The sequence below is a fragment of the Kitasatospora sp. NPDC058190 genome, from assembly GCF_042883685.1.
GTDB lineage: Bacteria > Actinomycetota > Actinomycetes > Streptomycetales > Streptomycetaceae > Kitasatospora.
Genome location: NZ_JBHVVI010000020.1, coordinates 48,970 through 68,675, shown reverse-complemented (window position 1 = coordinate 68,675; position 19,706 = coordinate 48,970). Strand labels below are relative to the sequence as shown.

General features: G+C 73.4%; 21 protein-coding genes, 1 tRNA gene and 1 pseudogene. 9 read left to right on the top strand and 14 right to left on the bottom strand.

Annotation, left to right across the window (positions count from 1 at the left end):
- Positions 1 to 5 precede the first annotated feature (5 nt).
- The 5 genes from ACFVWU_RS12570 to ACFVWU_RS12550 all read right to left on the bottom strand — a co-directional run bounded on the left by ACFVWU_RS12570 (position 6) and on the right by ACFVWU_RS12550 (position 5,121).
- Positions 6 to 752 carry an HAD family hydrolase gene (locus ACFVWU_RS12570; protein WP_387618783.1) on the bottom strand — a complete coding sequence of 249 codons (747 nt, stop codon included), beginning with the start codon at positions 750 to 752 and terminating at the stop codon, positions 6 to 8.
- A 111-nt stretch (positions 753 to 863) separates the two neighbouring features.
- A complete protein-coding gene (locus ACFVWU_RS12565) occupies positions 864 to 1,664 on the bottom strand; it encodes a VOC family protein (protein ID WP_387618781.1) in 801 nt (266 codons plus the stop codon).
- Between the two features lie 247 nt (positions 1,665 to 1,911).
- Positions 1,912 to 2,361, bottom strand: a complete 450-nt coding sequence (locus ACFVWU_RS12560; RefSeq protein WP_387618778.1) for an SRPBCC domain-containing protein — start codon at positions 2,359 to 2,361, stop codon at positions 1,912 to 1,914.
- A 139-nt stretch (positions 2,362 to 2,500) separates the two neighbouring features.
- Positions 2,501 to 4,225, bottom strand: coding sequence for an LCP family protein (locus tag ACFVWU_RS12555; protein ID WP_387618776.1), 1,725 nt, complete (start codon positions 4,223 to 4,225; stop codon positions 2,501 to 2,503).
- A 467-nt stretch (positions 4,226 to 4,692) separates the two neighbouring features.
- A complete protein-coding gene (locus ACFVWU_RS12550) occupies positions 4,693 to 5,121 on the bottom strand; it encodes a hypothetical protein (RefSeq protein ID WP_387618773.1) in 429 nt (142 codons plus the stop codon).
- Positions 5,122 to 5,297: 176 nt separating this feature from the next.
- Between ACFVWU_RS12550 and ACFVWU_RS12545 the strand changes: the two genes are divergently transcribed.
- Both ACFVWU_RS12545 and ACFVWU_RS12540 read left to right on the top strand, forming a co-directional pair.
- Positions 5,298 to 5,873 (top strand): TetR/AcrR family transcriptional regulator, encoded by a 576-nt coding sequence (locus tag ACFVWU_RS12545; RefSeq protein WP_387618770.1) that lies wholly within the window; start codon positions 5,298 to 5,300, stop codon positions 5,871 to 5,873.
- An 88-nt stretch (positions 5,874 to 5,961) separates the two neighbouring features.
- Positions 5,962 to 7,413, top strand: a complete 1,452-nt coding sequence (locus ACFVWU_RS12540; protein ID WP_387618767.1) for an MFS transporter — start codon at positions 5,962 to 5,964, stop codon at positions 7,411 to 7,413.
- Positions 7,414 to 7,498: 85 nt separating this feature from the next.
- Here ACFVWU_RS12540 and ACFVWU_RS12535 read toward each other — a convergent pair whose 3' ends face one another.
- Positions 7,499 to 7,987, bottom strand: coding sequence for a hypothetical protein (locus ACFVWU_RS12535; protein ID WP_387618765.1), 489 nt, complete (start codon positions 7,985 to 7,987; stop codon positions 7,499 to 7,501).
- Between the two features lie 214 nt (positions 7,988 to 8,201).
- Here ACFVWU_RS12535 and ACFVWU_RS12530 point away from each other — a divergent pair, with 214 nt between their 5' ends.
- A complete protein-coding gene (locus ACFVWU_RS12530; protein ID WP_387618762.1) occupies positions 8,202 to 8,948 on the top strand; it encodes a nucleotidyltransferase domain-containing protein in 747 nt (248 codons plus the stop codon).
- Between the two features lie 579 nt (positions 8,949 to 9,527).
- Here ACFVWU_RS12530 and ACFVWU_RS12525 read toward each other — a convergent pair.
- Positions 9,528 to 9,758 (bottom strand): hypothetical protein, encoded by a 231-nt coding sequence (locus ACFVWU_RS12525; protein WP_387618759.1) that lies wholly within the window; start codon positions 9,756 to 9,758, stop codon positions 9,528 to 9,530.
- 16 nt (positions 9,759 to 9,774) lie between these two features.
- Between ACFVWU_RS12525 and ACFVWU_RS12520 the strand changes: the two genes are divergently transcribed.
- The gene (locus tag ACFVWU_RS12520) at positions 9,775 to 10,305 is read left to right on the top strand and encodes a hypothetical protein (RefSeq protein WP_387618756.1); all 531 of its coding nucleotides are present in this window, start codon (positions 9,775 to 9,777) and stop codon (positions 10,303 to 10,305) included.
- Positions 10,306 to 10,339: 34 nt separating this feature from the next.
- Here the strand turns inward: ACFVWU_RS12520 and ACFVWU_RS12515 are convergent, their stop codons facing one another.
- The 3 genes from ACFVWU_RS12515 to ACFVWU_RS12505 all read right to left on the bottom strand — a co-directional run bounded on the left by ACFVWU_RS12515 (position 10,340) and on the right by ACFVWU_RS12505 (position 11,930).
- Entirely contained in the window at positions 10,340 to 10,723 is a 384-nt protein-coding gene (locus tag ACFVWU_RS12515; protein ID WP_387618753.1) for a hypothetical protein, read from the bottom strand.
- Positions 10,724 to 11,046: 323 nt separating this feature from the next.
- Positions 11,047 to 11,119: transfer RNA gene (locus ACFVWU_RS12510), tRNA-Lys, on the bottom strand.
- A gap of 58 nt (positions 11,120 to 11,177) precedes the next feature.
- A complete protein-coding gene (locus tag ACFVWU_RS12505) occupies positions 11,178 to 11,930 on the bottom strand; it encodes a DNA polymerase beta superfamily protein (RefSeq protein ID WP_387618750.1) in 753 nt (250 codons plus the stop codon).
- Positions 11,931 to 12,052: 122 nt separating this feature from the next.
- On the opposite strand from ACFVWU_RS12505, the gene ACFVWU_RS12500 reads away from it, so the two are divergent.
- The 3 genes from ACFVWU_RS12500 (at position 12,053) to ACFVWU_RS12490 (ending at position 14,853) form a co-directional block, all read left to right on the top strand.
- Complete coding sequence (locus ACFVWU_RS12500) at positions 12,053 to 13,276, top strand: DNA glycosylase AlkZ-like family protein (protein ID WP_387618748.1); 1,224 nt, start codon at positions 12,053 to 12,055, stop codon at positions 13,274 to 13,276.
- 10 nt (positions 13,277 to 13,286) lie between these two features.
- Complete coding sequence (locus ACFVWU_RS12495; protein WP_387618745.1) at positions 13,287 to 14,048, top strand: SDR family oxidoreductase; 762 nt, start codon at positions 13,287 to 13,289, stop codon at positions 14,046 to 14,048.
- Between the two features lie 109 nt (positions 14,049 to 14,157).
- The gene (locus ACFVWU_RS12490; RefSeq protein WP_387618743.1) at positions 14,158 to 14,853 is read left to right on the top strand and encodes a tyrosine-protein phosphatase; all 696 of its coding nucleotides are present in this window, start codon (positions 14,158 to 14,160) and stop codon (positions 14,851 to 14,853) included.
- Between the two features lie 32 nt (positions 14,854 to 14,885).
- On the opposite strand, the gene ACFVWU_RS12485 is transcribed toward ACFVWU_RS12490, so the two are convergent.
- Both ACFVWU_RS12485 and ACFVWU_RS12480 read right to left on the bottom strand, forming a co-directional pair.
- Entirely contained in the window at positions 14,886 to 15,380 is a 495-nt protein-coding gene (locus ACFVWU_RS12485; protein ID WP_387618740.1) for an RICIN domain-containing protein, read from the bottom strand.
- On the bottom strand, positions 15,373 to 16,542 hold the full coding sequence (locus ACFVWU_RS12480) for a low temperature requirement protein A (RefSeq protein WP_387618738.1): 1,170 nt from the start codon (positions 16,540 to 16,542) through the stop codon (positions 15,373 to 15,375). The genes ACFVWU_RS12485 and ACFVWU_RS12480 overlap by 8 nt, the downstream gene beginning before the upstream one ends.
- A gap of 76 nt (positions 16,543 to 16,618) precedes the next feature.
- Here ACFVWU_RS12480 and ACFVWU_RS12475 point away from each other — a divergent pair, with 76 nt between their 5' ends.
- Both ACFVWU_RS12475 and ACFVWU_RS12470 read left to right on the top strand, forming a co-directional pair.
- Entirely contained in the window at positions 16,619 to 17,725 is a 1,107-nt protein-coding gene (locus ACFVWU_RS12475) for a hypothetical protein (RefSeq protein WP_387618736.1), read from the top strand.
- A 117-nt stretch (positions 17,726 to 17,842) separates the two neighbouring features.
- Positions 17,843 to 18,178, top strand: a complete 336-nt coding sequence (locus tag ACFVWU_RS12470) for a hypothetical protein (protein ID WP_380609057.1) — start codon at positions 17,843 to 17,845, stop codon at positions 18,176 to 18,178.
- 11 nt (positions 18,179 to 18,189) lie between these two features.
- On the opposite strand, the gene ACFVWU_RS12465 is transcribed toward ACFVWU_RS12470, so the two are convergent.
- Both ACFVWU_RS12465 and ACFVWU_RS12460 read right to left on the bottom strand, forming a co-directional pair.
- A complete protein-coding gene (locus ACFVWU_RS12465; RefSeq protein WP_387618732.1) occupies positions 18,190 to 19,023 on the bottom strand; it encodes a TIGR02452 family protein in 834 nt (277 codons plus the stop codon).
- Between the two features lie 203 nt (positions 19,024 to 19,226).
- Positions 19,227 to 19,706: pseudogene (locus ACFVWU_RS12460) on the bottom strand (RNA helicase); the annotation flags it as partial.

Below are 19,706 nucleotides of genomic sequence, written 5' to 3'. Positions count from 1 at the left end.
CTCACTCATGACTTTCCCCCCAGCAACTCGGAAAGGTCGTCGACGACCACGGTGGCGCCGTCGCGGCGCAGTTCGGCGGCCTGCCCGGTGCGGTTGACCCCGACCACCGCGCCGAAGCCGCCGGCCCGGCCGGAGGCGACCCCGGCGAGCGCGTCCTCGAAGACGGCGGCGTGCGCGGGGTCGACGCCGAGCTCGCGGGCGGCGTACAGGTAGGTGTCGGGGGCGGGCTTGCCGGGCAGGCCCTGCTGCTTGGCGACCACGCCGTCCACGATCACGTCGAACAGTTCCAGGATGCCCGCCGAGCGCAGCACGTCCCGGCAGTTGGCGCTGGAGGAGACCACCGCGCTGGGCAGTCCGAGCGCGCGCAGCCGGTGCACGTAGGCGACCGAGCCCTCGTAGGGCTCGACCCCCTGCTCGCGGATCAGCCGCAGCACGGTGTCGTTCTTGGCCCGGCTGATCCCCTGCACGGTACGGGCGTTCGGCGGGTCGTCCTCGGCCCCCTCGGGCAGGTCGATGCCCCGGCTGTGCAGGAAGGCCCGGGTGCCGTCGAGGCGTGGACGGCCGTCCACGTAGGTGTCGTAGTCGTCGATGGCGTCGAAGGGGACGAACTGCCCGCCGGTGCGGGCGGCTTCGGCGCGCAGAAAGGCGTCGAAGGTGTCCTTCCAGGCCGCGGCGTGCACCGTGGCGGTCTGGGTGAGCACCCCGTCGAGGTCGAAGAGGAAAGCACGGATGTCGTCCGGTAGCCCCAGCATGGGTGCAGTCTTACCCGGGAACGCGGGGGAAGCCGCCCATTCCCGGCGGCGCGTCGCGGGAAGGGCGGCTTCCGGTCGGCGGGCCGTCGCGGCCGCCCCGGCCCGTCGTCACTACGGCGAGTCGGGCATCTGCGCCTCGGGCGCCTGGATCACCGAGAAGACGGCACCCTGCGGGTCCCGGACCACGGCCATCCGGCCGGACTGCATGTCGAACGGCGGCTGGATCACCACACCACCGGCCTTGACCAGGGCGTCCACCACGGAGTCGGTGTCGTCCACCGAGAAGTACGTCATCCAGTGCGAGGGCGTGCCGGCCCCCAGGTACCCGGGGACCTTCTGCATGCCGCCGACGGTGCGGTCGCCGACGTTCAGCGAGAAGTAGCCGTCCATGCCCTGGATGGTGGCCGGGCGCAGCCCGAGCGCCGGCTGGTAGAAGCGACCGGCCGCGTCGGTGTCGGTGGTGTTGAGCTCGTTCCAGACCAGCGCGCCGGGCTCGTTGACCACGCCCGCGCCGATGAAGTCCATCGCCTGCCAGACGCCGAACACCGCGCCGGTCGGGTCGGCGGCGACCATCATCCGGCCGATCGTGCCGACGTCCATCGGCTCGTAGAGGATCGTGCCGCCGGCCGCGGCGATGGACCGGTTGGCCTCGTCGGCGTCGTCCGAGGCGATGTAGGTGGTCCAGGCGACGGGCGGCACCGGCTGGCCCTCGGGCGCGGACTGCGCCATGATCCCGGCGACCGGGCGGTCGTTGAGCGTGCACACGGCGTAGCCGCCGAACTCGGCCGGGCCGATCTCGCCCTGCCAGCCGAACAGGTCGCGGTAGAAGTCGAGCGCGGCCTGCTGGTCGCTCGCCATCAGGTCGATCCAGCACGGGGTGCCGGGCTTGTACGGATCGGTCACTACGGGCATCGTTGGGCCTCCCGGAGGCGGTGGTGGCCGGCTGTGGTGTGTCGGTCGGTCGGGCGGCGGCCCGGCCGGGACCGGTCCGGCCGTCCGCGCGGACGGCCGTACGACGGGGGTACACCGCCCACCTTCGGCCCGCCGACGCGTTCCCGCCACCGGACGGCGCCCTGGCGGGCGACCGGCGCCCCGACGGGGGCCCGTCACCGGGGCACGGGTCGGCGCACGGACCGGGGCACGGACCGGCCGCCGGGGCTCACTCGGGGTCGTGCCGCTTGGCGGTGACGAAGTACGGCTGCACCTTGCCGCTCTGCGCGTAGTCCTTGAGCCGGACCAGCAGTTCGGCCCAGGTGCCGGCCACCATCGGCACGCCCTCCTCGCTGCCCGGCTGCCACCCGCCGTGCCGGAACAGCAGCCGGGTGCGCCCGGGCTCGTCGGGCTGGTCGGCGAGGTCCCAACTGATCCAGGTGCCCGCCCAGTGCGGCGGGAAGGCCCCGGCGTTGGCCCACACCACCCGCTCCAGGTCGGCCCGCTCGCGGCGCAGCCGGAAGGGCTCGGGGACGCCGGGGAAGTCGAAGAGCAGCACGTCGTCCTCGCGGTCCACGGCGGTCGTCCACCAGCTGGTCAGCCCGTCGTGGGTGTTGAGCGCGGCGAGGACGACGTCCCGGGGCGCGGCGATGTCGATCTGCATGGCGATCTCGGGCATGGGGTCCGCCTTTCGGTGCCGTGGTGGTCCCCTCCCTGGGCGCACAGGCCCCAGGCCCACCATGGCACGACCCCCGGGGCCACGCGCCCCGGAGGGCGCCGGTCCCGGGGGTCGTCCCCGCACTGTCCGGTGGTGGCGGTCAGCCGCCGCTGCCGTAGGTGGTGTTCGCGCAGATGTCGTCGTCGGCCGAGCGGGCGTCGTTGGTGACGGTGGTCGGCAGCGGCTGCGGGGCCGACGGGGTGCCGGGGGTGGCGCCCGCGGCGGGTGTGCCCGCCCCCATGCCGTTGGCCGCCGCGAAGTCCTGGCCGACGACCACCGAGATGCCCCGCGCGCTGCTGGGCTCCAGGCTGGCGCCCGGGAACAGCGCGGCGACCTTCTCGGCGTTCGCCTTCTGGCTGGAGCTGTACTCGATCGTGGTGGTCTTCTGCTTGGTGCTCGCCGCCTGGCCCGCCGTGCTGGCGGTGAACTTGGCGGCCTTCAGCTGGTCGGTCGCCTTGCCGGCCAGGCCGTTGACGGTCGTCCCGTTGTAGACCGCCACCTTGATCGCGGAGTTGGTGGCGTCCCCGGCCGGGGCGGGCGGGGTGCTGGGCGCGGCCTGCGACGGCGCGGCACTCGTGCTGGCGGTGGCGTCCGGCTGCTGGCCGGTGGCGTTCTGGCCGTCGATGGTCTGGTCGGCCTTGAGGGTCTCCCAGAGCTTGTTGGCGTCCGGCTGGACCAGGTCGATGTTGGCGTCCTGGGTGCGGTAGCGCCAGGGCGCGGTGACGAACTTGAGGTCGTGCATGTCGATGTTCTTCAGCGACAGGCCGAAGGAGAGCAGCTTGTCCGCGGAGTCCAGCCCCGGGTCGACGGTCAGCGACTTGGTCGCCGCGTCGGCCAGCGGCAGCAGGTTGGTGGGGCTCAGCCCCTCCTTCTTCATCTTGGTGGCGAGCGAGCTCATGAAGGCCTGCTGGCGCTTCATCCGGCCGATGTCGGAGCCGTCGCCGATGCCGTGCCGCAGGCGCACGTAGTCGAGCGCCTTCTGGCCGTCCACGGTCTGCTTGCCCTGCGGCAGGACGAGGTCGCCCTTCTTGTGCAGGTTGGGGTTGATGTCGCCCTCGTAGATCGGCTTCGGCAGGCAGATGTCCACGCCGTTGACGGCCTTGGTCATCGCGGCGAAGCCGTTGAAGTCGACCACCATGGTGTGGTCGACCCGGATGCCGGTGACCTTCTCCACGGTGTTCTGGGTGCAGGCCGGGTTGCCGCTGTCGCTGCCGCCGACCGAGAAGGCGGCGTTGAACAGGTCGTTGCCGCCCTTGGTCCACTTGCCGTTGGGCAGCTTGCACGGCGGGATCGGGACGATCGTGTTGCGCGGGATCGAGATGCCCACGGCGTGCTTGTGGTCGGCGTAGACGTGCAGCAGGATCGTGGTGTCCGAGCGGGCGCCGCCGTCCTCGCCGCCGCCGAGGTCGGAGTTGTTGCCGCCCCGGCTGTCGGAGCCGATCAGCAACACGTTGACCGGCTTGTTGCCGTCCGCGTCGGCCTTGGCCTCCGGCGGGCGGTCGGTGGATATCGCGTCCGCGTCGAAGGACTTGATGTTGGCGTTGAGCTTGAAGTAGATCGCGCCGCCGGTGCCCGCGATCAGCACCAGCACGCCCGCCGCCGACCAGGCGACGATCTTCTTCACGTTCTTCTTGGGCTTGGCGTTCTTGCGCGCCGCCGCCCGGCCGCCGCCCGCGGCCCCGGAACCGCCGCCGCCCTTGCTCTGCGCGGCGCGGCGGGCCTCCGCCCGGCCGCCGCCGCGCGGCCCGGGCACGGAGCCCGTAGCGCCTTCCGTCGTGGGCACGTCCTCGCCCCGAGCCGGGCTCTCGCCCTTCCGACCTGACATGCGCGTACCTTTCACCGACGGAAGCGACGCCCCGGACGATCTGGCGCACCGCACACAGAAGAGACGGACGAGGCCCCTCCCAGGTTGCACGTACGAAGGTCAATACAGACCGACCATCGTGGCTTCCGATCATATGGAGAGCGAAGACGATCACAGCCCTCAGGTACACCTACAACCCCCGACACCACGCGACAGTTTGCCGACATAGCACCCGAAAACGCCTGATTCGGACAGGCCCGCGCCGCCCGGAAGACGCCAGGGGATCCTGCTGTCGGACCGGGCCTCGCTCGGGGTCCGCATGGGCGGATCGGCCGCCGGGTCGCCCGTCACGGGGCGGCGGGGGTGCTCGGTTCGTCGGTGGCGAACCCGGCTGAAGTGAATCTCCGTCACATTGCCACCCGTCGAAACGCCTGGCGGACAGCTCGGACCACTCCAGCAGGCCCCTGGACCTGCCCCGGCCGGAACGGTCAGGCGCTCTGGCGCACCTTGACGCCGCCGACCAGCGAGTAGGAGCGGACCTTGACCACCGGGCCGCCGGGCTCACCGGTCACGCCCTTGCTGCGGCCGCCGAGCAGGGAGAAGCCGCTCACCTCGACCGTGGTGCCGACCGGGACGGTCAGGTCGACGCCGCCGAAGACCGAGAAGGCGTCCACCTCGGCCGAGGCGCCCCCGGGGTAGGCCGGCTCCGCACCGCCGACCAGGGCCGCCTTGACCAGGTGGGTCGGGGCGGCGGGCAGCGCGGCCTCGGTGTGGTCGAGCTTGGCACCGCCGAGCGCGGCGACGTGCACCGTGCGCTCGCGGGCCTCGAACTCGCCCCGGTGCTTCAGCCCGCCCAGCAGGGCGAGGCTCCACTCGGTGCGACGGACCGGGGTCGAGGTGCTCTTCACGATCTCCATGACCACCACGCTACGGCCCGCTCCTGAGGCCGCGTCAGTGTCGGCGGGCACCCGGCCGACATGACATCCGCCATGGCCCGCGGGGTGCCGGAGCCGAGGCGACCGACTTCCGGTCAGGCGGGCGCGATCTGACGGAGTTTTTGACAAGTCAGACAATAACTGCCACGATCCTCACCATGGCACGCCCGCGGAAGTTCGACACCGAGGCCGCGATCGACGCGGCCATGAACACCTTCTGGACCAAGGGGTACACCGCGACCTCGACCGACGACCTGGCCGAAAGCACCGGCATGCTGCGCGGCAGCCTGTACAACGCCTTCGGCGGCAAGCGACAGCTGTTCGAGCTGGCGCTGCGCCGCTACCGGGAGGGTGGCGCGGGCGGCGACCGCACCATGCCGGACGACCAGCCGCCGCTGGAGCGCATCCGGCAGTTGCTGCGCACCGGGGTGGACCAGGCCACAGCCGACCACCGGGGCTGCCTCGCGGTCAACACTGTCACCGAACTGGCCCTGCGCGAACCGGAGTTGGCTGATCTGGCGCGTCAGGCGTTCATCCCGCTGGAGGCCCGGCTGACGGCGGCGGTCGAGGACGGCCGGCTCGGCGGCGAGATCCGCTCGGACCGCCCCGCCCGCGTGCTGGCCCGCCAGGTGATGGCCGCCTTCCACGGACTGCTGCTGCAGGCCAAGGCCGGCTTCGAGTCCGAGTCGCTGCACGCGACCATCGACGCCGTCGTCGACGACCTGCGCCCCTGAGCCTTCCCGCCGGGCGACCCCCGGCGCTTTTTCCGCCCAAGTTTTTGGCGCATTCACCAATAACTGCCCTCACCGGAGGTCGCACCCAATGTCCGTCCTGTCCGGCCCGTTCCGCCCACCCCTCCTGCCCGTCATCCTGGCGGCCTTCTTCATGTACGGCTTCGACGGCAACGTCGTGAACGTCGCCCTGCCCGCCATCCGCGCCGACCTCGGCGCCGGCCAGGCCGCGCTGGAACTGGTCGTCGCCGGCTACGTGTTCAGCTACGCCACCGGGCTCGTCCTCGGCGGGCGGCTCGGCGACGTCCTCGGCCACCGGCGGATGTTCCTGTCCGGGATGGTCGCCTTCACCGTGGCCTCCGTGCTCTGCGGGCTGGCCCAGTCCCCCACCCAGCTGGTGCTCGCCCGGATGCTCCAGGGCCTCACCGCCGCCGCCATGGTGCCCCAGGTGCTCGCCCTGATCACCACCGTCGTCCCCGCCGAGGGCCGGCCGCGCGCCCTGGCCTGGTTCGGCGTCACCGGCGGACTCAGCGGCGTCTGCGGCCAGTTGCTCGGCGGGGTACTGCTCGACGGCGACCTCTTCGGCCTCGGCTGGCGCGCCGTCTTCCTGGTCAACCTGCCGGTCGGCCTGATCGTCCTCGCCGTCGCCGCCGCCGTCCTGCCGCGCACCACCACCGGCCGCCGCCCCGCCCTGGACGGCATCGGCGTGCTCGCCGTCTCCGGCTCGCTGGCCCTGGCCCTCGTCCCGCTCGTCCTCGGCCGGGAGGCCGGCTGGCCGATCTGGGCCTGGACGATGCTCGCCGCCGCCGTCCCCGCCTTCCTCGCCGCCCTGCGCTGGGAGAGCCGCCTCGCCGCCCGTGGCGGGCAGCCGCTGCTCGACCCGGAGCTGTTCCGCGGCCGGGTCTTCCGGACCGGACTGGCCGTCAACGCCGCCTTCATGGCCTTCTTCGCCGGCTTCGTCTTCGTCATCAGCCTCACCGTGCAGACCGGCTTCGGCTACAGCCCGCTGCGCTCCGGCCTGGTCTTCACCCCCATGGCCGTCCTGGCCATGGCCTCCTCGCTGACCGGCAAGCGCCTGCTCCCCCGGCACGGGCTGCGCGTCCCGGTCGCCGGCGGGGCGATCACCGCCCTGAGCCTCCTGCTGACCGCGCTCGCCCTGCAGACCAGCGGCGAACGGCACGCCCTCCCCGTCCTGCTGATCACCATGGGCCTGATGGGCATCGGCAACGGCCTCGTGCTGCCCTCCCTGATCGGCGCCCCGATGGCCGGCATCACCCCCGAGCGCGCCGGCACCGCCTCCGGCACCCTCTCCACCACCCAGCAGTTCGCCGCCGTCACCGGCGTCACCACCATCGGCGGCACCTACTTCGCGGTCCTCGACCATCACACCCACGCCACCGCCGCGGCCGCCGCCACCTGGCTCGCCCTCGCCGCCGTCCTCGCCATGATCGCCCTCACCCTCCGCCTCTCCCGCGCCACCGAGGCCCCGACCCCCGCCCCGGCCCCGCGCACCCCCGCCCGCCCCCTCGCGACCGAGAGCTGACCGCGAACGGATCGGGCCCTGGTCGGTGGCTGTGCCACCGACCAGGGCCCGGTCCGTCAGGGGGAAGTACGACAGCTGCGGGGCCTCAGGCGCGCGCGCCCGCCTTCGCGTCGTGCTCGGCGAAGAACTCGTCGGCGATCGCCCGCGTGCGCGGCAGCTCGGCGACCGGCTCGCCGATGACCCGGCCCGCGAGCTCGCCGGCCAGCCGGGCCACGTCCTCCCGCAGCTCGGCCTCGGCCAGCACCCGGTCGGCCTCCAGCTGGACCTTCGCCTCCGCCAGCATCCGGTCCCGCAGCTGCTGCCCCTCGGCCCGCAGCTGCGCGATCAGCGCCGCCCCCTCCTCAGTGGCGGTCTGCCGGATCAGCGCCGCCTCGTGCCGCGCCGCGGAGAGCTCCGCCTGGAACTCCTCGTACACGCGCTGGGCCTCGGCCCGCGCCTCCTCGGCCCGCTCGACACCACCCTCGGTGGCGTCCCGGCGCTCCTCCAGGGTCTTCTCGATGCGCGGAAGCAGCAGCGCCCCGAGAACCCCGAATATCAGAAAGAAACAGACAAGTCCGACGACGAGCTGAGCCATGTCCGGCTTCAAAGGTCCCATGGTCTCAAGATAGTTGAGTCACCGTCGCTCACTCCCACCGGGTACCTCCCCAGCCCCGTCTCCCCAGGGGGCGGCGCCCGCGACCGCAGGTCGGGGCGCCCCCGTCGAGCGGGTCCCGGCGCCCGGCGCCTGCGTCTACCGGGACCCGGCTCCGGTGGTGTGACGGCCCCAGGGCCTGTGGGAGCGTGGCCGGATGCACCATGATCCGATCGACCAAGCACGCCGCCTCGTCCGAGACCGCTTCCCCGGAGCGCTCACCGTGGTCCTGGCGGGATCCACCGTCTCGGGGCGGGCAGGCGCGAACAGTGACCTGGACCTCGCGGTCCTGATCGCCGACGGGGGCGGGACCTACCGGGAGACGCTCCGCTTCGAGGGGCGGGTCGTGGAGCTGTTCGTCCACACCCGGGCCGGTCTCCGCGACCTCTTCGCGGTGGACCTCGCCACCCGGCGCGCCGTGCTGCAGAACATGTACGCGACCGGCCTGGTCCTGGTCGACGTGGACGGGGAGGCCGGGCGGGCCCGGGCCCTGGCGGCGGCAGACCTGCGCCAGGGCCCGCCCGCACTCGAACCGGAGACCGTGGAGACCAAGCGCTACGGCCTGACGGACGCGCTGGACGACCTGCTCGACGCCACCGCTCCGGTCGAACAGCTGATCACCGCCGGAGTGGTGGTCAACACCGCTGCCGACCTGCTGTGCGACCACCACCGAGCCTGGACGGGCAGCGGCAAGTGGCTGGCGCGGCGCCTGCTGGCGGCGGATCCCGAGCGCGGCACCGCGCTGCTCGACGCCTACGCCCGGCTGGGCACCTCGCAGGACCCCGCGCCGCTGGTCGAGGCCGCCTCGGCGATTCTGGACCTCGTCGGCGGCCCGCTCCGCGAGGGATACCACCGGGCCTGGCAGGGCGTCATCGAGTCCGTCGCCGTCGGCGTCGACCGCTGAGCGCGACGCCCGACGGACGGGAGGTCCGCCGGAACGACCGGCGCGCGCCCGCCCTGCCGCAGCGAACTCCCGGCTCGACGTGGGAGCCCGCCGCTCGGCCACATGACGAAGGGCGTCCCTCCCCGAAGGGGGGACGCCCGGGTCGGGCACGGTTCCATCGCGTGGGCCACCAGGGGCTCGAACCCTGAACCCACGGATCGGACGATCGGTCCTGAGCACGGTGCGGCCGGCTGGAACAGGCTGCCTGCTGTTGTTTCCGCAGCTCGGCGTACTGCTGCGGCTGAGTGACAAGGGTGCGGCTCCCCGAGGATGTTCACGATGTGACGAGTCGAGCCCTCTTAACTTCTTCTGATACCCCACTGTGTCGCCCTGCGGGCGGTTGCCCGCGTCCGCCACCCATGGAGGCCATCGGATGAATCTTCGACCCTGGGTTGCAGCATCGCTGGCGGGTGCGGCCATCGTCCTCGCATCCGCGCCCGCAGGCGTCGCCGCGCAGGCGTCCACACGGCACGCGCCCGGCTCCCCGTGGTCCCCGGAATGGGATGGGGAGGGGGAGGGAGAGGGGGAAGGCCGCCACCATCACCACAATCCCTGGCGCCACTGTTTCAGTGCCCGCCGTGTCGTGCTCATCGACAAGAATCTCAGGGCGATTCTGATCAACAACCGGCGTGGGCCGGAGGCTCTCGTTATCCAGGACCCGCCGTCCTCGTCCTCGTCCTCGCCCTCGTCCCCCTCGTCCCCCTCGTCCTCCTCGTCCTCGTCCTCGTCCTCGTCCTCGTCGCCGGACGCGCCATGGAGCAACTTCACCATTGCGACGTATCTGAACGTGGACTATCCCACCAACACCAGCGGCCTGTATCAGTTTCAGATTCGCGCCTTTTACAGGGAGCACCCGGTCTTCACCGTGAAGGCCTTCGGCCGCCACGAGCGATCCTTCTTCTTCGCAGCCGCCCACTGCGTCGACGACTACTACGACGACGACCACCGCCACCACGACGGTGACCAGGATGACCACGATCGTCAGCACGATGGTGCGGCTGCCGACGGGGGTGGCCCGTCCGCCGCCCCGTCGCCCCAGGAGTCCGGCTCGCCGTCACCCGCTCTCGGCTCCGGAGGCACCGGCCTTCCTCTTCCGCCCGATGATGCGGCTGTCGGCGGGAGCGTCGGTCGTCTGGGCGCGAAGCGCATCGGGATCGCGACCGGCGGCTTGCTGATGGTTCTGGGAGCGCTGGCCACGGCCTGGCTCCGCCGACGCCGTCGGCAGCGTGCCGCTCGGCCGGAACAGGAAGCGGCAGCACCTTCGACCCCTGACGTCACATCACCTCAGGAGCCTGAGGTGCCGCCGACCCAGCCGTAGCGATGGCGAACGGCCGGCCTCCCGGCGGAACCGGTCAGGAGGGACTGCTGCTTTCGGTGGAGTCCGCCGTGGCCGAGGGGCTCGGGCGGGGGTCGTGGGGGCAGATCCAGTTGGGGTTCTTGATCCCGAAGCTCAGGCCCCACTCCCTGTCACAGCCGCCCCAGTACGCTCCCACCCAGCCGCAGTAGGGGCCGCCGTAGCTGTGACAGGGACGCGCTGGTTCCTGCGAGCCCGGATTCGCGGAGAGTGGCCAGGACGATTCGGCGTTGCTCAGCGACGTGCCGGAGACACCGACCATGCGGACCCGCGTGGCATCGGAACCGTGGGAGGTCCGGTCCATGAGGAAGAGGGGCAGGCCGAAGGCCGAGACGGAAGCCGCCACCGTCGCAGCAGCGAGAGCGCCGCGGGTCAGGCGCATGACTGTTCCTCCTGGCTCTGTGGTCTGTGGTCTGTGGCAGGTGTCGACGAACTCCGCGCACGAGCGCCGCCACCGTGAGCGCCGGAGTTGAAGGTATGGTCTGGAAAACTCCCCGGCAGCCAGCGAACCGCCAATCAGGCGGCCTTGCTCCGGTTCTTCACTCGAAGGGTCTCGTCTCCTCGAGACGCTGCGGCGGTCGGCGAGACCGTCGGACCCGCTCCGGGCTCGCCCGCACCCGGGAAAGCGGAAACGCCCTGCCCGGCAAAGCCGAGTCAGGGCGCTGATTCGCAGGTCCGCGGGGGTGAGAACGCCTCCGGGAGGAGTGGGCCACCAGGGGCTCGAACCCTGAACCTACGGATTAAAAGTCCGCAGCTCTGCCAATTGAGCTAGTGGCCCGTGGCCCTTCGCCCCGGCTGGATCCCGGAGGTCCCGAGCGGGGAGGGCCACGGCGATCCTACCCGGTGGGGCCCAGGGCTCCGCCAGTGGATTGGGTGGACGCGCCGGGTTCCCGGGGCGGGGCTTGAGGCGGGGTGTAGTGGGCGGCGCGGACGCGGCGGAGCCAGGCTTCGGCGGGGCGCGGGTCGGGGGCGTCGGGCAGGACGCCGGGGCGGGCGAGGCGTTCGGCGGCGTCGGCGAGCAGGGATTCGGCGGTATCCGGGCGGTCGGCGATGCGTTCGCCGAGGTCACGGACGTGCTCGGGGTCGGTCAGCCGGATCAGGTGGTGGCCGGTCTCGTGCAGCCGGACGGCCTGCTCGACCAGCCGGACCAGGTGCCGGGCGTGCTTGGCGGCCCGGCGGCGGGTGACCGGGTCCCCGGTGTCACGGGTCAGCAGCTTGCGGAACTGCTGGTCGGCGTAACCGAGATAGGCCTTGCGGACGGCCGGCCCGCTGAGGAACGTCGAGCGGATCCCGACCAGTTCGCGACCGAGCGGGGTCACGGTCTCGTACAGGTCCTCCGGCAGCCAGACGAGTTCGGAGGCGGTCGGGTTGCAGGACAGCGCCAGGCGGCACCACTTGGCGGCCTCGTGCAGGGTGACGTCCGGCGCGGTGGTGACGTGCGACTCGGCCGGGCGGTGCAGGCCGTGCAACTCCTCGGTGGGGGTGGCGAACAGGCCCAGCCGGTCGATGTCCGAGCCGGCCCGGGCGAAGCCGTACGCGGTGGAGCCGACGATGCCGGACAGCAGGACGGTGCCGGGGGTGGCGGACACGGACGGACTCCTCTCGAACGGACGGGCGACTACCGCACCCGCTCCGGAATCCTCTCCGGAACGGGCCGCGCCGGGCGAGCGATTTCCGGCCCGGGGTCCGCCCGGCCGCCGATACTGGCCCCATGGAGCACGATCCCCACCGGCAAGCCGTCGACGTCGAGAAGCTGCGGGCCTGGTGGTCGCACCGGCAGTGGCTGGACCGCCCGCGTACCGGGGCCTCCGCCGCCGAGGTGCTGGCCGCCACCGGTTGGGCCCGCTCGGTGGGCGGCGCGGCCCCGTACCTGGGCCTGTTCGCCCGGGCCGGGCTCGGCCGGGCGGCGGTGGACGCGGCGGTGGCCGCCCTGGAGGTGCACGAGCTGCCGTCCGCGCGCGGCTGTACGTACGTGCTGCCGGCCGCCGACTTCGCGCTCGGCCTGGCGGCCGGCGCGGCCGCCCCGGCGGGTGAACTGGCCGCGGCCCAGAAGCACCTGGGGGTCGCCAGGGACGAGGTCGAGCAACTCTGCCTGGCCGTCGAACGGGTGCTGACCGCGGACCGGCCGCTGGACCCGACCGCGATCCGGGAGGCGGTCGGCGACGCCGTCCGCCCGCTCGGCGAGGCGGGCCGCAAGCGCGGGCTGGCGACCACCCTGCCGCTCGCCCTCGGGCTGATGCAGTCGCGCGGGCGGATCCGTCGGGTGCCGGTCAACGGCCGTCTGGACCAACAGCGTTACGGCTACGTCGGCTGGGACCAGCCGGTCCGCGGCGACGCCGTCGACCTCGCCCGCCGCTACTTCTCCTGGGCCGGCCCGGCCACCCTCAAGCACTTCCGCTGGTTCTCCGGCTTCACCGCCGCCACCGCCAGACGGGCCGTCGCCGAGGCCGGACTGGCCCCGCTCGCACCCGGCTCCGAGTTCCTGCTGCCGCCCGAACTCGCCGAGCGGTTCGCCGGGTTCGAGGTGCCGAAGGATCCGCACTACACCCTGCTGGCCGGCATCGACGGCATCCACCTGCTGCACCGCGACCTGCCCCGGCTGCTAGACCCCGCCGACGCGGCCCGCCCGCTGCCGGCCGGAAAGGCCGGGCGCACCTTCGGCGGTGAGGCCGACCCGCAGACCCACCTGGTGCTCGACCGCGGCCGGATCGTCGGCCTGTGGGAGTACGACACCGAGCGCGCCGAGATCGTCCACCAGCTGTTCGTCCCGCCCGACGACGCGCTGCGCGACGCGGTCGCCCGGACCTCGGCCTTCGTCCGGGACGAACTCGGCGACGCCCGCGGCTTCGGCCTGGACTCGCCGAAGAGCCGCGCGCCGAGGATCGCGGCGCTGCGGGCGGCGTCCCCGGGTGTCCGCGGCCGACCTGCCGGGTAGCGTACCGATCATGTCGACCACCACCACCGACGAGGTCCTGATCGTCACCGGCGCCGGCCGCGGCATCGGCGCCGCCACCGCCCTGCTGGCCGCCCGCCGCGGCTACCGGGTCTGCGTCAACTACCGTACGGACGAGGCCTCGGCGGCCGCCGTGGTGGACGCGATCCGGGCCGAGGGCGGCACCGCCCTCGCCGTCCGGGCCGACGTCACCCGCACCGCCGAGGTGGAGCGGCTGTTCACCACCGTGGACACCCAACTCGGGGAGCTCACCGGGCTGGTGAACAACGCGGGCACGCTGGAGAAGCAGTGCCGGCTGGAGGACATCGACGAGGACCGGCTGAACCGGATCTGGGCCGCCAACATCACCGGCCCGTTCCTGTGCGCCGCCCAGGCCGTCCGCCGGATGTCCACCCGCTACGGCGGGCGCGGCGGCGCGATCGTCAACGTCGGCTCGGCCGCCTCTCGGATCGGCTCACCGAACGAGTACGTCGACTACGCGGCCGCCAAGGGCGCGGTGGACTCGATGACCCGCGGGCTGGCACTGGAGGTCGCCGCCGAGGGCATCCGGGTCAACTGCGTCCGCCCGGGCCTGATCCACACCGACATCCACGCGCTCGGCGGCGAGCCCGGGCGGGTCGAACGGGTCGCGCCGAACCTGCCCATGCGGCGCGGCGGGCAGCCGGAGGAGGTCGCCGAGGCGATCCTGTTCCTGCTCTCCCCGGCCGCCTCGTACACCACGGGGGCGTTCCTGGAGGTCGCCGGGGGCCGCTGAGGCCCCCGCCGGCCGGGCCGGCTCGGCGGTACCCAGGGGGCGGGGCTTCAGCGGACGGCCCTCTCCGGTTTCCTTCCGCCGATCCGTCCCCGCCCGTACGGTGGAGGCCATGACCGACGCCTTCATCGACATCCCCGGTGTGCGCAACTTCCGTGACGCGGGCGGAATCGGCGCCCTCCGCCGGGGCGTGCTGTACCGCTCCGGGTCCTTCCACACGCTCACCGAGGAGGGCGCCCAGAAGCTCAAGGACCTCGGCCTGCGCACGGTGATCGACCTGCGCAGCCCGTTCGAGCTGGAGGTCTGGCCGGACCAGCGGCACGGCCTCGACCACGAGACCCTCAGCCTGCCGACCCTGCCCGCCAACCGCGAGGACGTGGACCGGCCCTGGCCCGAGGGCCAGGCCGACCTCTACACCTTCATGCCGGAGACCGCCGGCCCCTCGCTCGCCGCGCTCATCCGGCGCCTGACCGACCCGGCGGCGCTGCCGGTGCTCGTGCACTGCGCGGTCGGCAAGGACCGCACCGGGCTCACCATCGCCGTCCTGCAGTCCCTGCTGGGCGCCTCCGACGCCGACATCACCGCCGACTTCCTGCTGTCCAACCTCGGCCTCGGCCTGGACCAGGGCCCCGTCCCGTACGTCGACGAGACCGGCTCCGAGCGGCTCTCACGCCCGGTCAGCGCCGCGCACATCGCCTCCTCCATCGGCTGGATCCGCACCCACCACGGCACCGTCCCGGCCTACCTCCACGCCCACGGCGTCACCGAGGCCGAGCTGGACGCCCTGCGCGCCAACCTCTCGGTCTGACCACAGGGCGCTCCTGACCGCGGAGGGCGCTCCTACCGACGCTCGAAGCGCCACCACTGGGTCGGCGCGTCGACGTCCTCCCACTGCTGGACGCCCGCGTCCGGCTCCGCCGGGGCGGTCAGCGGCTTGCCGCTGATGAAGCTGGTGACGGTGTACGTCCCCGGCGCGTCGACGTGGGCCTCCAGCAGCCACTCCTGGGCGCCGAAGGCGTTGGCGGACCACAGCTGGATCGGGACGCCGTCCTCCGGGGAGGCGCCGGTGACATCCAGGCGCTTGCCGCCGGCGGCGCTCTCGATGTGGAACAGCGCGCCGCCCGGGTGCACGGCGGTGAGCTGCCAGAGCTGGGCCTCGGAGCCGTCCTCCGCGCCCACGCGGACGCGGGCGCCGCTGCGCCGGGAGCCCCCGGCGACCTCCAGCAGCAGGCCGCTGCCGACGTTGCGGATCCGGTAGCGGCCGTCGGTGATCGCGGGGTCGGCCGCGCCGTCACCCGCGCTGTCAGTCGCTCGGCCAGTCGCTCGGTCAGTCATGTCCGAAGTCTCCCACCGGGCGCCGACAGGCGGACTCGTACCCGAATACAGCGGCCAGCACCGCCACCACGGCGCCCACCTGGTCCAGCGCCGAGGCCGCGGTGCCCAGCGGGACGGTCGCCAGGACCGCGGCGGCGCCGATCAGCCGGGGCAGGTTGGGCCCCAGCCCGAAGAAGCGCCGGATGGCGGTGTTCACCACCAGGTACAGCGTGATGCCCCCGGCCAGCGCGGCGGCCTGCGACGGGGTGATCGCGGCGGCGGGGTGGGCGGTCGCCGACTTCACCCCGGCGGCGAACAGCAGCACGCCGAGCAGCAGCCCGAGGTGGCCGAGGTAGTAGACGGACACCGCCGCCCGGTTGCGTTCCGCGGAGGGCAGTGCGGCCATGTGGTGCTCGGCGCGCTCGTCGTCGTCGTGCCCGAAGTACGCCCACCAGAGCCCGACGCAGACGGTCAGGCTGAGCAGCGCGACGGCGATCAGCGCGGGCCCGAGGTCGCTGGCTCCCGCGCCGACCCCGATGGCGATCACCGACTCGCCGAACGCGATGATCACGATCAGCCCGTGCCGCTCCACGAAGTGGTCCGCGCGCAGCCGGAACTCGGGCAGCCGGGCCGCCCTCGGGGTGACGTACTGCATGGCGAAGGCGGCCACCCAGAAGCCGAGTTGGAGGGTCCCGGCGAGGTAGCCGCCGGCCACCACCAGGGCGCCGCTGGCCAGGTTGGACGCGCCCATCCCCAGCACCGCGGCGGGCGTCACCCCGGCGGCGATGAACATCCCGGTGTGCAGGGCGACCACGACCAGGTAGGCCCAGCCGAAGGCGGCGCCGCTGCCCTCGAAGGCGTGCGGCACCGACAGCGAGATCACCAGGAAGGCGCCCATCGCCAGCATCAGCAGCCCGCGCCGCCCGTGGGTGCGCGGCGGCATCGCGTTGGTCAGCCAGATGAAGGCGTCGTACATCCACCAGATCACCCCCAGCATCACCAGCACCTGGGCGAACCCGCCCGGGGTGAGGTGGTGGGCCAGGCTGCCGGTGAGCTGGGTGATGGTGAAGACGAACACGAGGTCCAGGAAGAGTTCGAGCGGCGCCACCTTCAGGGCCGGCTCGGAGGTCTCACGGGCATCGGAAGCAACAGAGGCACCAGGGGCGACAGGCGACGCGTTCACGCCGCGAGTATCCGTCACCGTGGAGAAGCGCGGGGGCGTTTCCGGTGGACGGGCAGCGCCGCCTATGCTGCGACGAATGTCCACCGAGCAGACCCCCGGTCCCGTCCCGTCGCAGCGTCAGCAGCCCACCCTCCTCGACGCGGTGGCCGAGTTGGAGGCGGTGGTCGCGGCCGGGGACGACGAGCGCCTCGGCCCGGCCCTGAGCCTGGTCGGCGGACTGTTCGGCCCCGCCGAGCCGGCCGAGCGGCAGGCGGCCGGACCCCGGCTGGCCGCGCTGCTGCCGGACGCCCCGCCGTTCCCCCGGGCCCACCTGGCCATGATCACGGGCGCCTGCGTGGAGTACGGCGCCGACCCGGTGGCCTGCTCCGGCCCGGTGCTGGCCGGCCTGCGCGGGGCGCTGACCGGCGCGCAGCGGCTGGTCGAGCGCTGGGCGCAGACGGGTGGCGGCCCGCTGCCCGACCGGGAGGAGGACGATCCGGCCGAGGCGCACGCCCGGATCGAGGACCCGGCGCACCTCGACGAGTGGAACGCGCACCTGGCCGTGGTCGCCTGGTGGACGCTGCACCTGTGGCAGCAGGCCGCCTGGGCGGTCTACGCGCACGCGCCGGTCCGGGCCGAGGCCCGTGCCTCGGGCGTCACGGCCGTACTGCTGGAGCTGGCGGACCGGTACGAGGGCGGGCAGCACGACCTCAAGGGCCTGGCCCACCTGGCGCAGGTGCTCGACGACGAGCCGCTGCTGGTGCTCGACCGCCCCACCGGCACCGGCTACCTGCTGCGGATGAGCGGCCTGAGCGACACCTTCCAGCTGCACACCCTGCTCGCCGACCTGCTGATCGGCGGCGGCCACCTGCCCGGCACCCCGCAGGACCCGGAGGTGGTGGCGCTGGCCCGGACCGAGTTCCTGGACGGCCGCCGGCTGATCGCTACCGGCGCCTTCAACCTGGTCGCGCCGGACGGCTCCTGGCTCTGGAACGAGGGGACGCCCGACGACATCCCGGTGCTGGACGGGGTGCGCACCCTGGTGCTGGAGCCGCTGCCGTACGAGCGCACCTGGTCGGCCGGGCGGTTCATCCAGGAGATCCCGGGCGACCTGCGGCTGGAGCGGGTGCTCGACCCGGCGGAGGCGGCGCGGCTGCTGGCCCGGATGGTGCCGGGGATGTCGGTGGTGGGGGCCTTCGGGTAGAGGCCCCGGCCGGCCGTCGCGTTCGCCGGGTTAGGGTCGGAAGCCGACGCAGCCCCTCCGGCCGCGGCCCCTCCGGCCGCAGCCGCGACGAGTGATGAGTGACGAGTGGAGTCGACGATGGCGAAGGTCCCGAACGTGCTCTCGGCCGCCGCGCCCGCGGCGCTGACCGCGGCGAGCGGTCTGGTCGGCGGTTACGGCGTCGCCCGCTGGAGCGGCCGGCGCGAACTGGGCGGCGCGGTGCTGGCGGTGGCCGGTGCCGGGGCGGCCGCGCAGTGGCGCCGGAGCGCGGGCACGGCCACCGCGGCGGCGCTCACCGGCCTGTACGTGGCGGCCTTCGGCGGCTCGCACCCGCTGGCGAAGCGGATCGGCGCCTGGCCGTCCGTCTTCGCGGTCACCGGTGTGGTCGCGGCCGCCTCCACGGCCGCGACGGTGCTGGCCGCCCGCAAGCGGTAGTCGGCCCCCGCCTACCGGACCGCCGCGCCGAACCGGGCCTCGAAGGCCGCCCGGTTCGCCGAGACCGGTGAGCGGTCCCAGACCGCGAACACCACCTGCTCGAAGGCTGCCCCGTACCGGGCCAGCGCGCCCTCGAAGGCCTCGGCGACCTCGGCCGGGTCGTTGCGGAACACCCCGCAGCCCCAGGCGCCGAGCACCAGGGCGCGGACCTCGTGCCGGGCCGCCGCCGCGAGCACCCGGACGGCCCGCTCGGCGAGCACCTCGCGGACGTCCGTACCGGGCGAACGCCGTTCCAGCTGACCGGCGTTGGGCGCGGGCGAGGTCAGGAAGGTGACCGGGTACGGCCGGGCCAGCAGGGCCCCGCGCCCGTCCCGGATCACCGGGACGTCCGGCGAGACGATCACCCGGTGGCTGTACCGCAGGTCGGTCGAGGCCCGGTGCGCCTCGTAGTAGTCGGGCGCCTCCAGCAGGCAGGAGTACAGCAGCGCGCTGCGGCACAGGTCCTCCTCCTGGGCGCGGGCGCCGCGCAGGTAGCCGCCGCCGGGGTTGCGCGCGGAGGCGAAGTTCAGCACCCCGACCGACCCGGCACCGGCCGCGACCAGCCGCCGGGCGGCCTCGATGCTCCCCTCGGCCGTCACCTCGATCCGCCCGGCGGCCGGACCCGGCCCGGGCTCCCCGGAAGCCAGCAACTCGCCCAGCGCGCGCGGCGCGTACGACACCGTGCCGGCCTTCGCCGCCGTCAACTGCTCCCCCACCGGCACGAGTTCGCCGCCGGCCGTCCGGTAGCTCCCCCGCTCGGCGATCTCCTCGTTCACCCGTGCCACGTCATGCAGTCTGCTGCTCATGTCCGTGACGCTACGGGACTACCGCCGTGCCGCGCCACAGGTTATTCTCACTTCCAGAACAACGCCTCGGGGGGCGTGCACACGGAGGTGTCGGGGGGGTATCGGGGGAACGCGAAGGGCCCGCTCCGGGGGACGGAGCGGGCCCTTCGTGTGGTCGGTCAGTCAGTCAGTCCGGCCGGCGGTCCACCACCGGCCGTACGACGTCAGTTCTTCCAGCGCGGCTTGCGGTCGTCGCGGCCACCGCCGAAGCCACCGCGGTCGCGGTCGAAGCCGCCACGGTCACGGTTGAAGCCACCGCGGTCGGCCTGCGGACGGCCGCCGGAACGGTGGTCGTCGCGGCGCGAGAACGGACGGCTGCTGCCGCCGCGCTCGTCACGGTCCCGGCCGAAGGACGGGCGGTCGCCGAAGGAGCGGGCCGGACGGTCGCCGAAGGAGCGGCCGCCGCGGTCGTCACGGTCACGGTTGAAGCCACCGGAACGGCGCTCGTCACGGTCGAAGCCGCCCGAACGGCGCTCGTCGCGGTCGCGGCCGCCACCGAAGCCACCGGCACGACGGTCGTCACGGTCACGGTTGAAGCCACCGGAACGACGCTCGTCACGGTCGAAGCCGCCCGAACGGCGCTCGTCGCGGTCGCGGCCGCCACCGAAGCCACCGGCACGTCGGTCGTCACGGTCACGGTTGAA

What these genes read in the sequence shown, in the direction of transcription:
- ACFVWU_RS12560 (WP_387618778.1), bottom strand. Translation starts at nt 2,361, where the DNA reads ATGCCCGAGATCGCCATGCAGATCGACATCGCCGCGCCCCGGGACGTC.
- ACFVWU_RS12470 (WP_380609057.1), top strand. Translation starts at nt 17,843, where the DNA reads ATGGCGAAGGTCCCGAACGTGCTCTCGGCCGCCGCGCCCGCGGCGCTG.
- ACFVWU_RS12515 (WP_387618753.1), bottom strand. Translation starts at nt 10,723, where the DNA reads ATGCGCCTGACCCGCGGCGCTCTCGCTGCTGCGACGGTGGCGGCTTCC.
- ACFVWU_RS12485 (WP_387618740.1), bottom strand. Translation starts at nt 15,380, where the DNA reads ATGACTGACCGAGCGACTGGCCGAGCGACTGACAGCGCGGGTGACGGC.
- ACFVWU_RS12545 (WP_387618770.1), top strand. Translation starts at nt 5,298, where the DNA reads ATGGCACGCCCGCGGAAGTTCGACACCGAGGCCGCGATCGACGCGGCC.
- ACFVWU_RS12495 (WP_387618745.1), top strand. Translation starts at nt 13,287, where the DNA reads ATGTCGACCACCACCACCGACGAGGTCCTGATCGTCACCGGCGCCGGC.
- ACFVWU_RS12530 (WP_387618762.1), top strand. Translation starts at nt 8,202, where the DNA reads ATGCACCATGATCCGATCGACCAAGCACGCCGCCTCGTCCGAGACCGC.
- ACFVWU_RS12475 (WP_387618736.1), top strand. Translation starts at nt 16,619, where the DNA reads ATGTCCACCGAGCAGACCCCCGGTCCCGTCCCGTCGCAGCGTCAGCAG.
- ACFVWU_RS12525 (WP_387618759.1), bottom strand. Translation starts at nt 9,758, where the DNA reads ATGGTGAAGTTGCTCCATGGCGCGTCCGGCGACGAGGACGAGGACGAG.
- ACFVWU_RS12540 (WP_387618767.1), top strand. Translation starts at nt 5,962, where the DNA reads ATGTCCGTCCTGTCCGGCCCGTTCCGCCCACCCCTCCTGCCCGTCATC.
- ACFVWU_RS12490 (WP_387618743.1), top strand. Translation starts at nt 14,158, where the DNA reads ATGACCGACGCCTTCATCGACATCCCCGGTGTGCGCAACTTCCGTGAC.
- ACFVWU_RS12555 (WP_387618776.1), bottom strand. Translation starts at nt 4,225, where the DNA reads ATGTCAGGTCGGAAGGGCGAGAGCCCGGCTCGGGGCGAGGACGTGCCC.
- ACFVWU_RS12565 (WP_387618781.1), bottom strand. Translation starts at nt 1,664, where the DNA reads ATGCCCGTAGTGACCGATCCGTACAAGCCCGGCACCCCGTGCTGGATC.
- ACFVWU_RS12570 (WP_387618783.1), bottom strand. Translation starts at nt 752, where the DNA reads ATGCTGGGGCTACCGGACGACATCCGTGCTTTCCTCTTCGACCTCGAC.
- ACFVWU_RS12535 (WP_387618765.1), bottom strand. Translation starts at nt 7,987, where the DNA reads ATGGCTCAGCTCGTCGTCGGACTTGTCTGTTTCTTTCTGATATTCGGG.
- ACFVWU_RS12465 (WP_387618732.1), bottom strand. Translation starts at nt 19,023, where the DNA reads ATGAGCAGCAGACTGCATGACGTGGCACGGGTGAACGAGGAGATCGCC.
- ACFVWU_RS12550 (WP_387618773.1), bottom strand. Translation starts at nt 5,121, where the DNA reads ATGGAGATCGTGAAGAGCACCTCGACCCCGGTCCGTCGCACCGAGTGG.
- ACFVWU_RS12500 (WP_387618748.1), top strand. Translation starts at nt 12,053, where the DNA reads ATGGAGCACGATCCCCACCGGCAAGCCGTCGACGTCGAGAAGCTGCGG.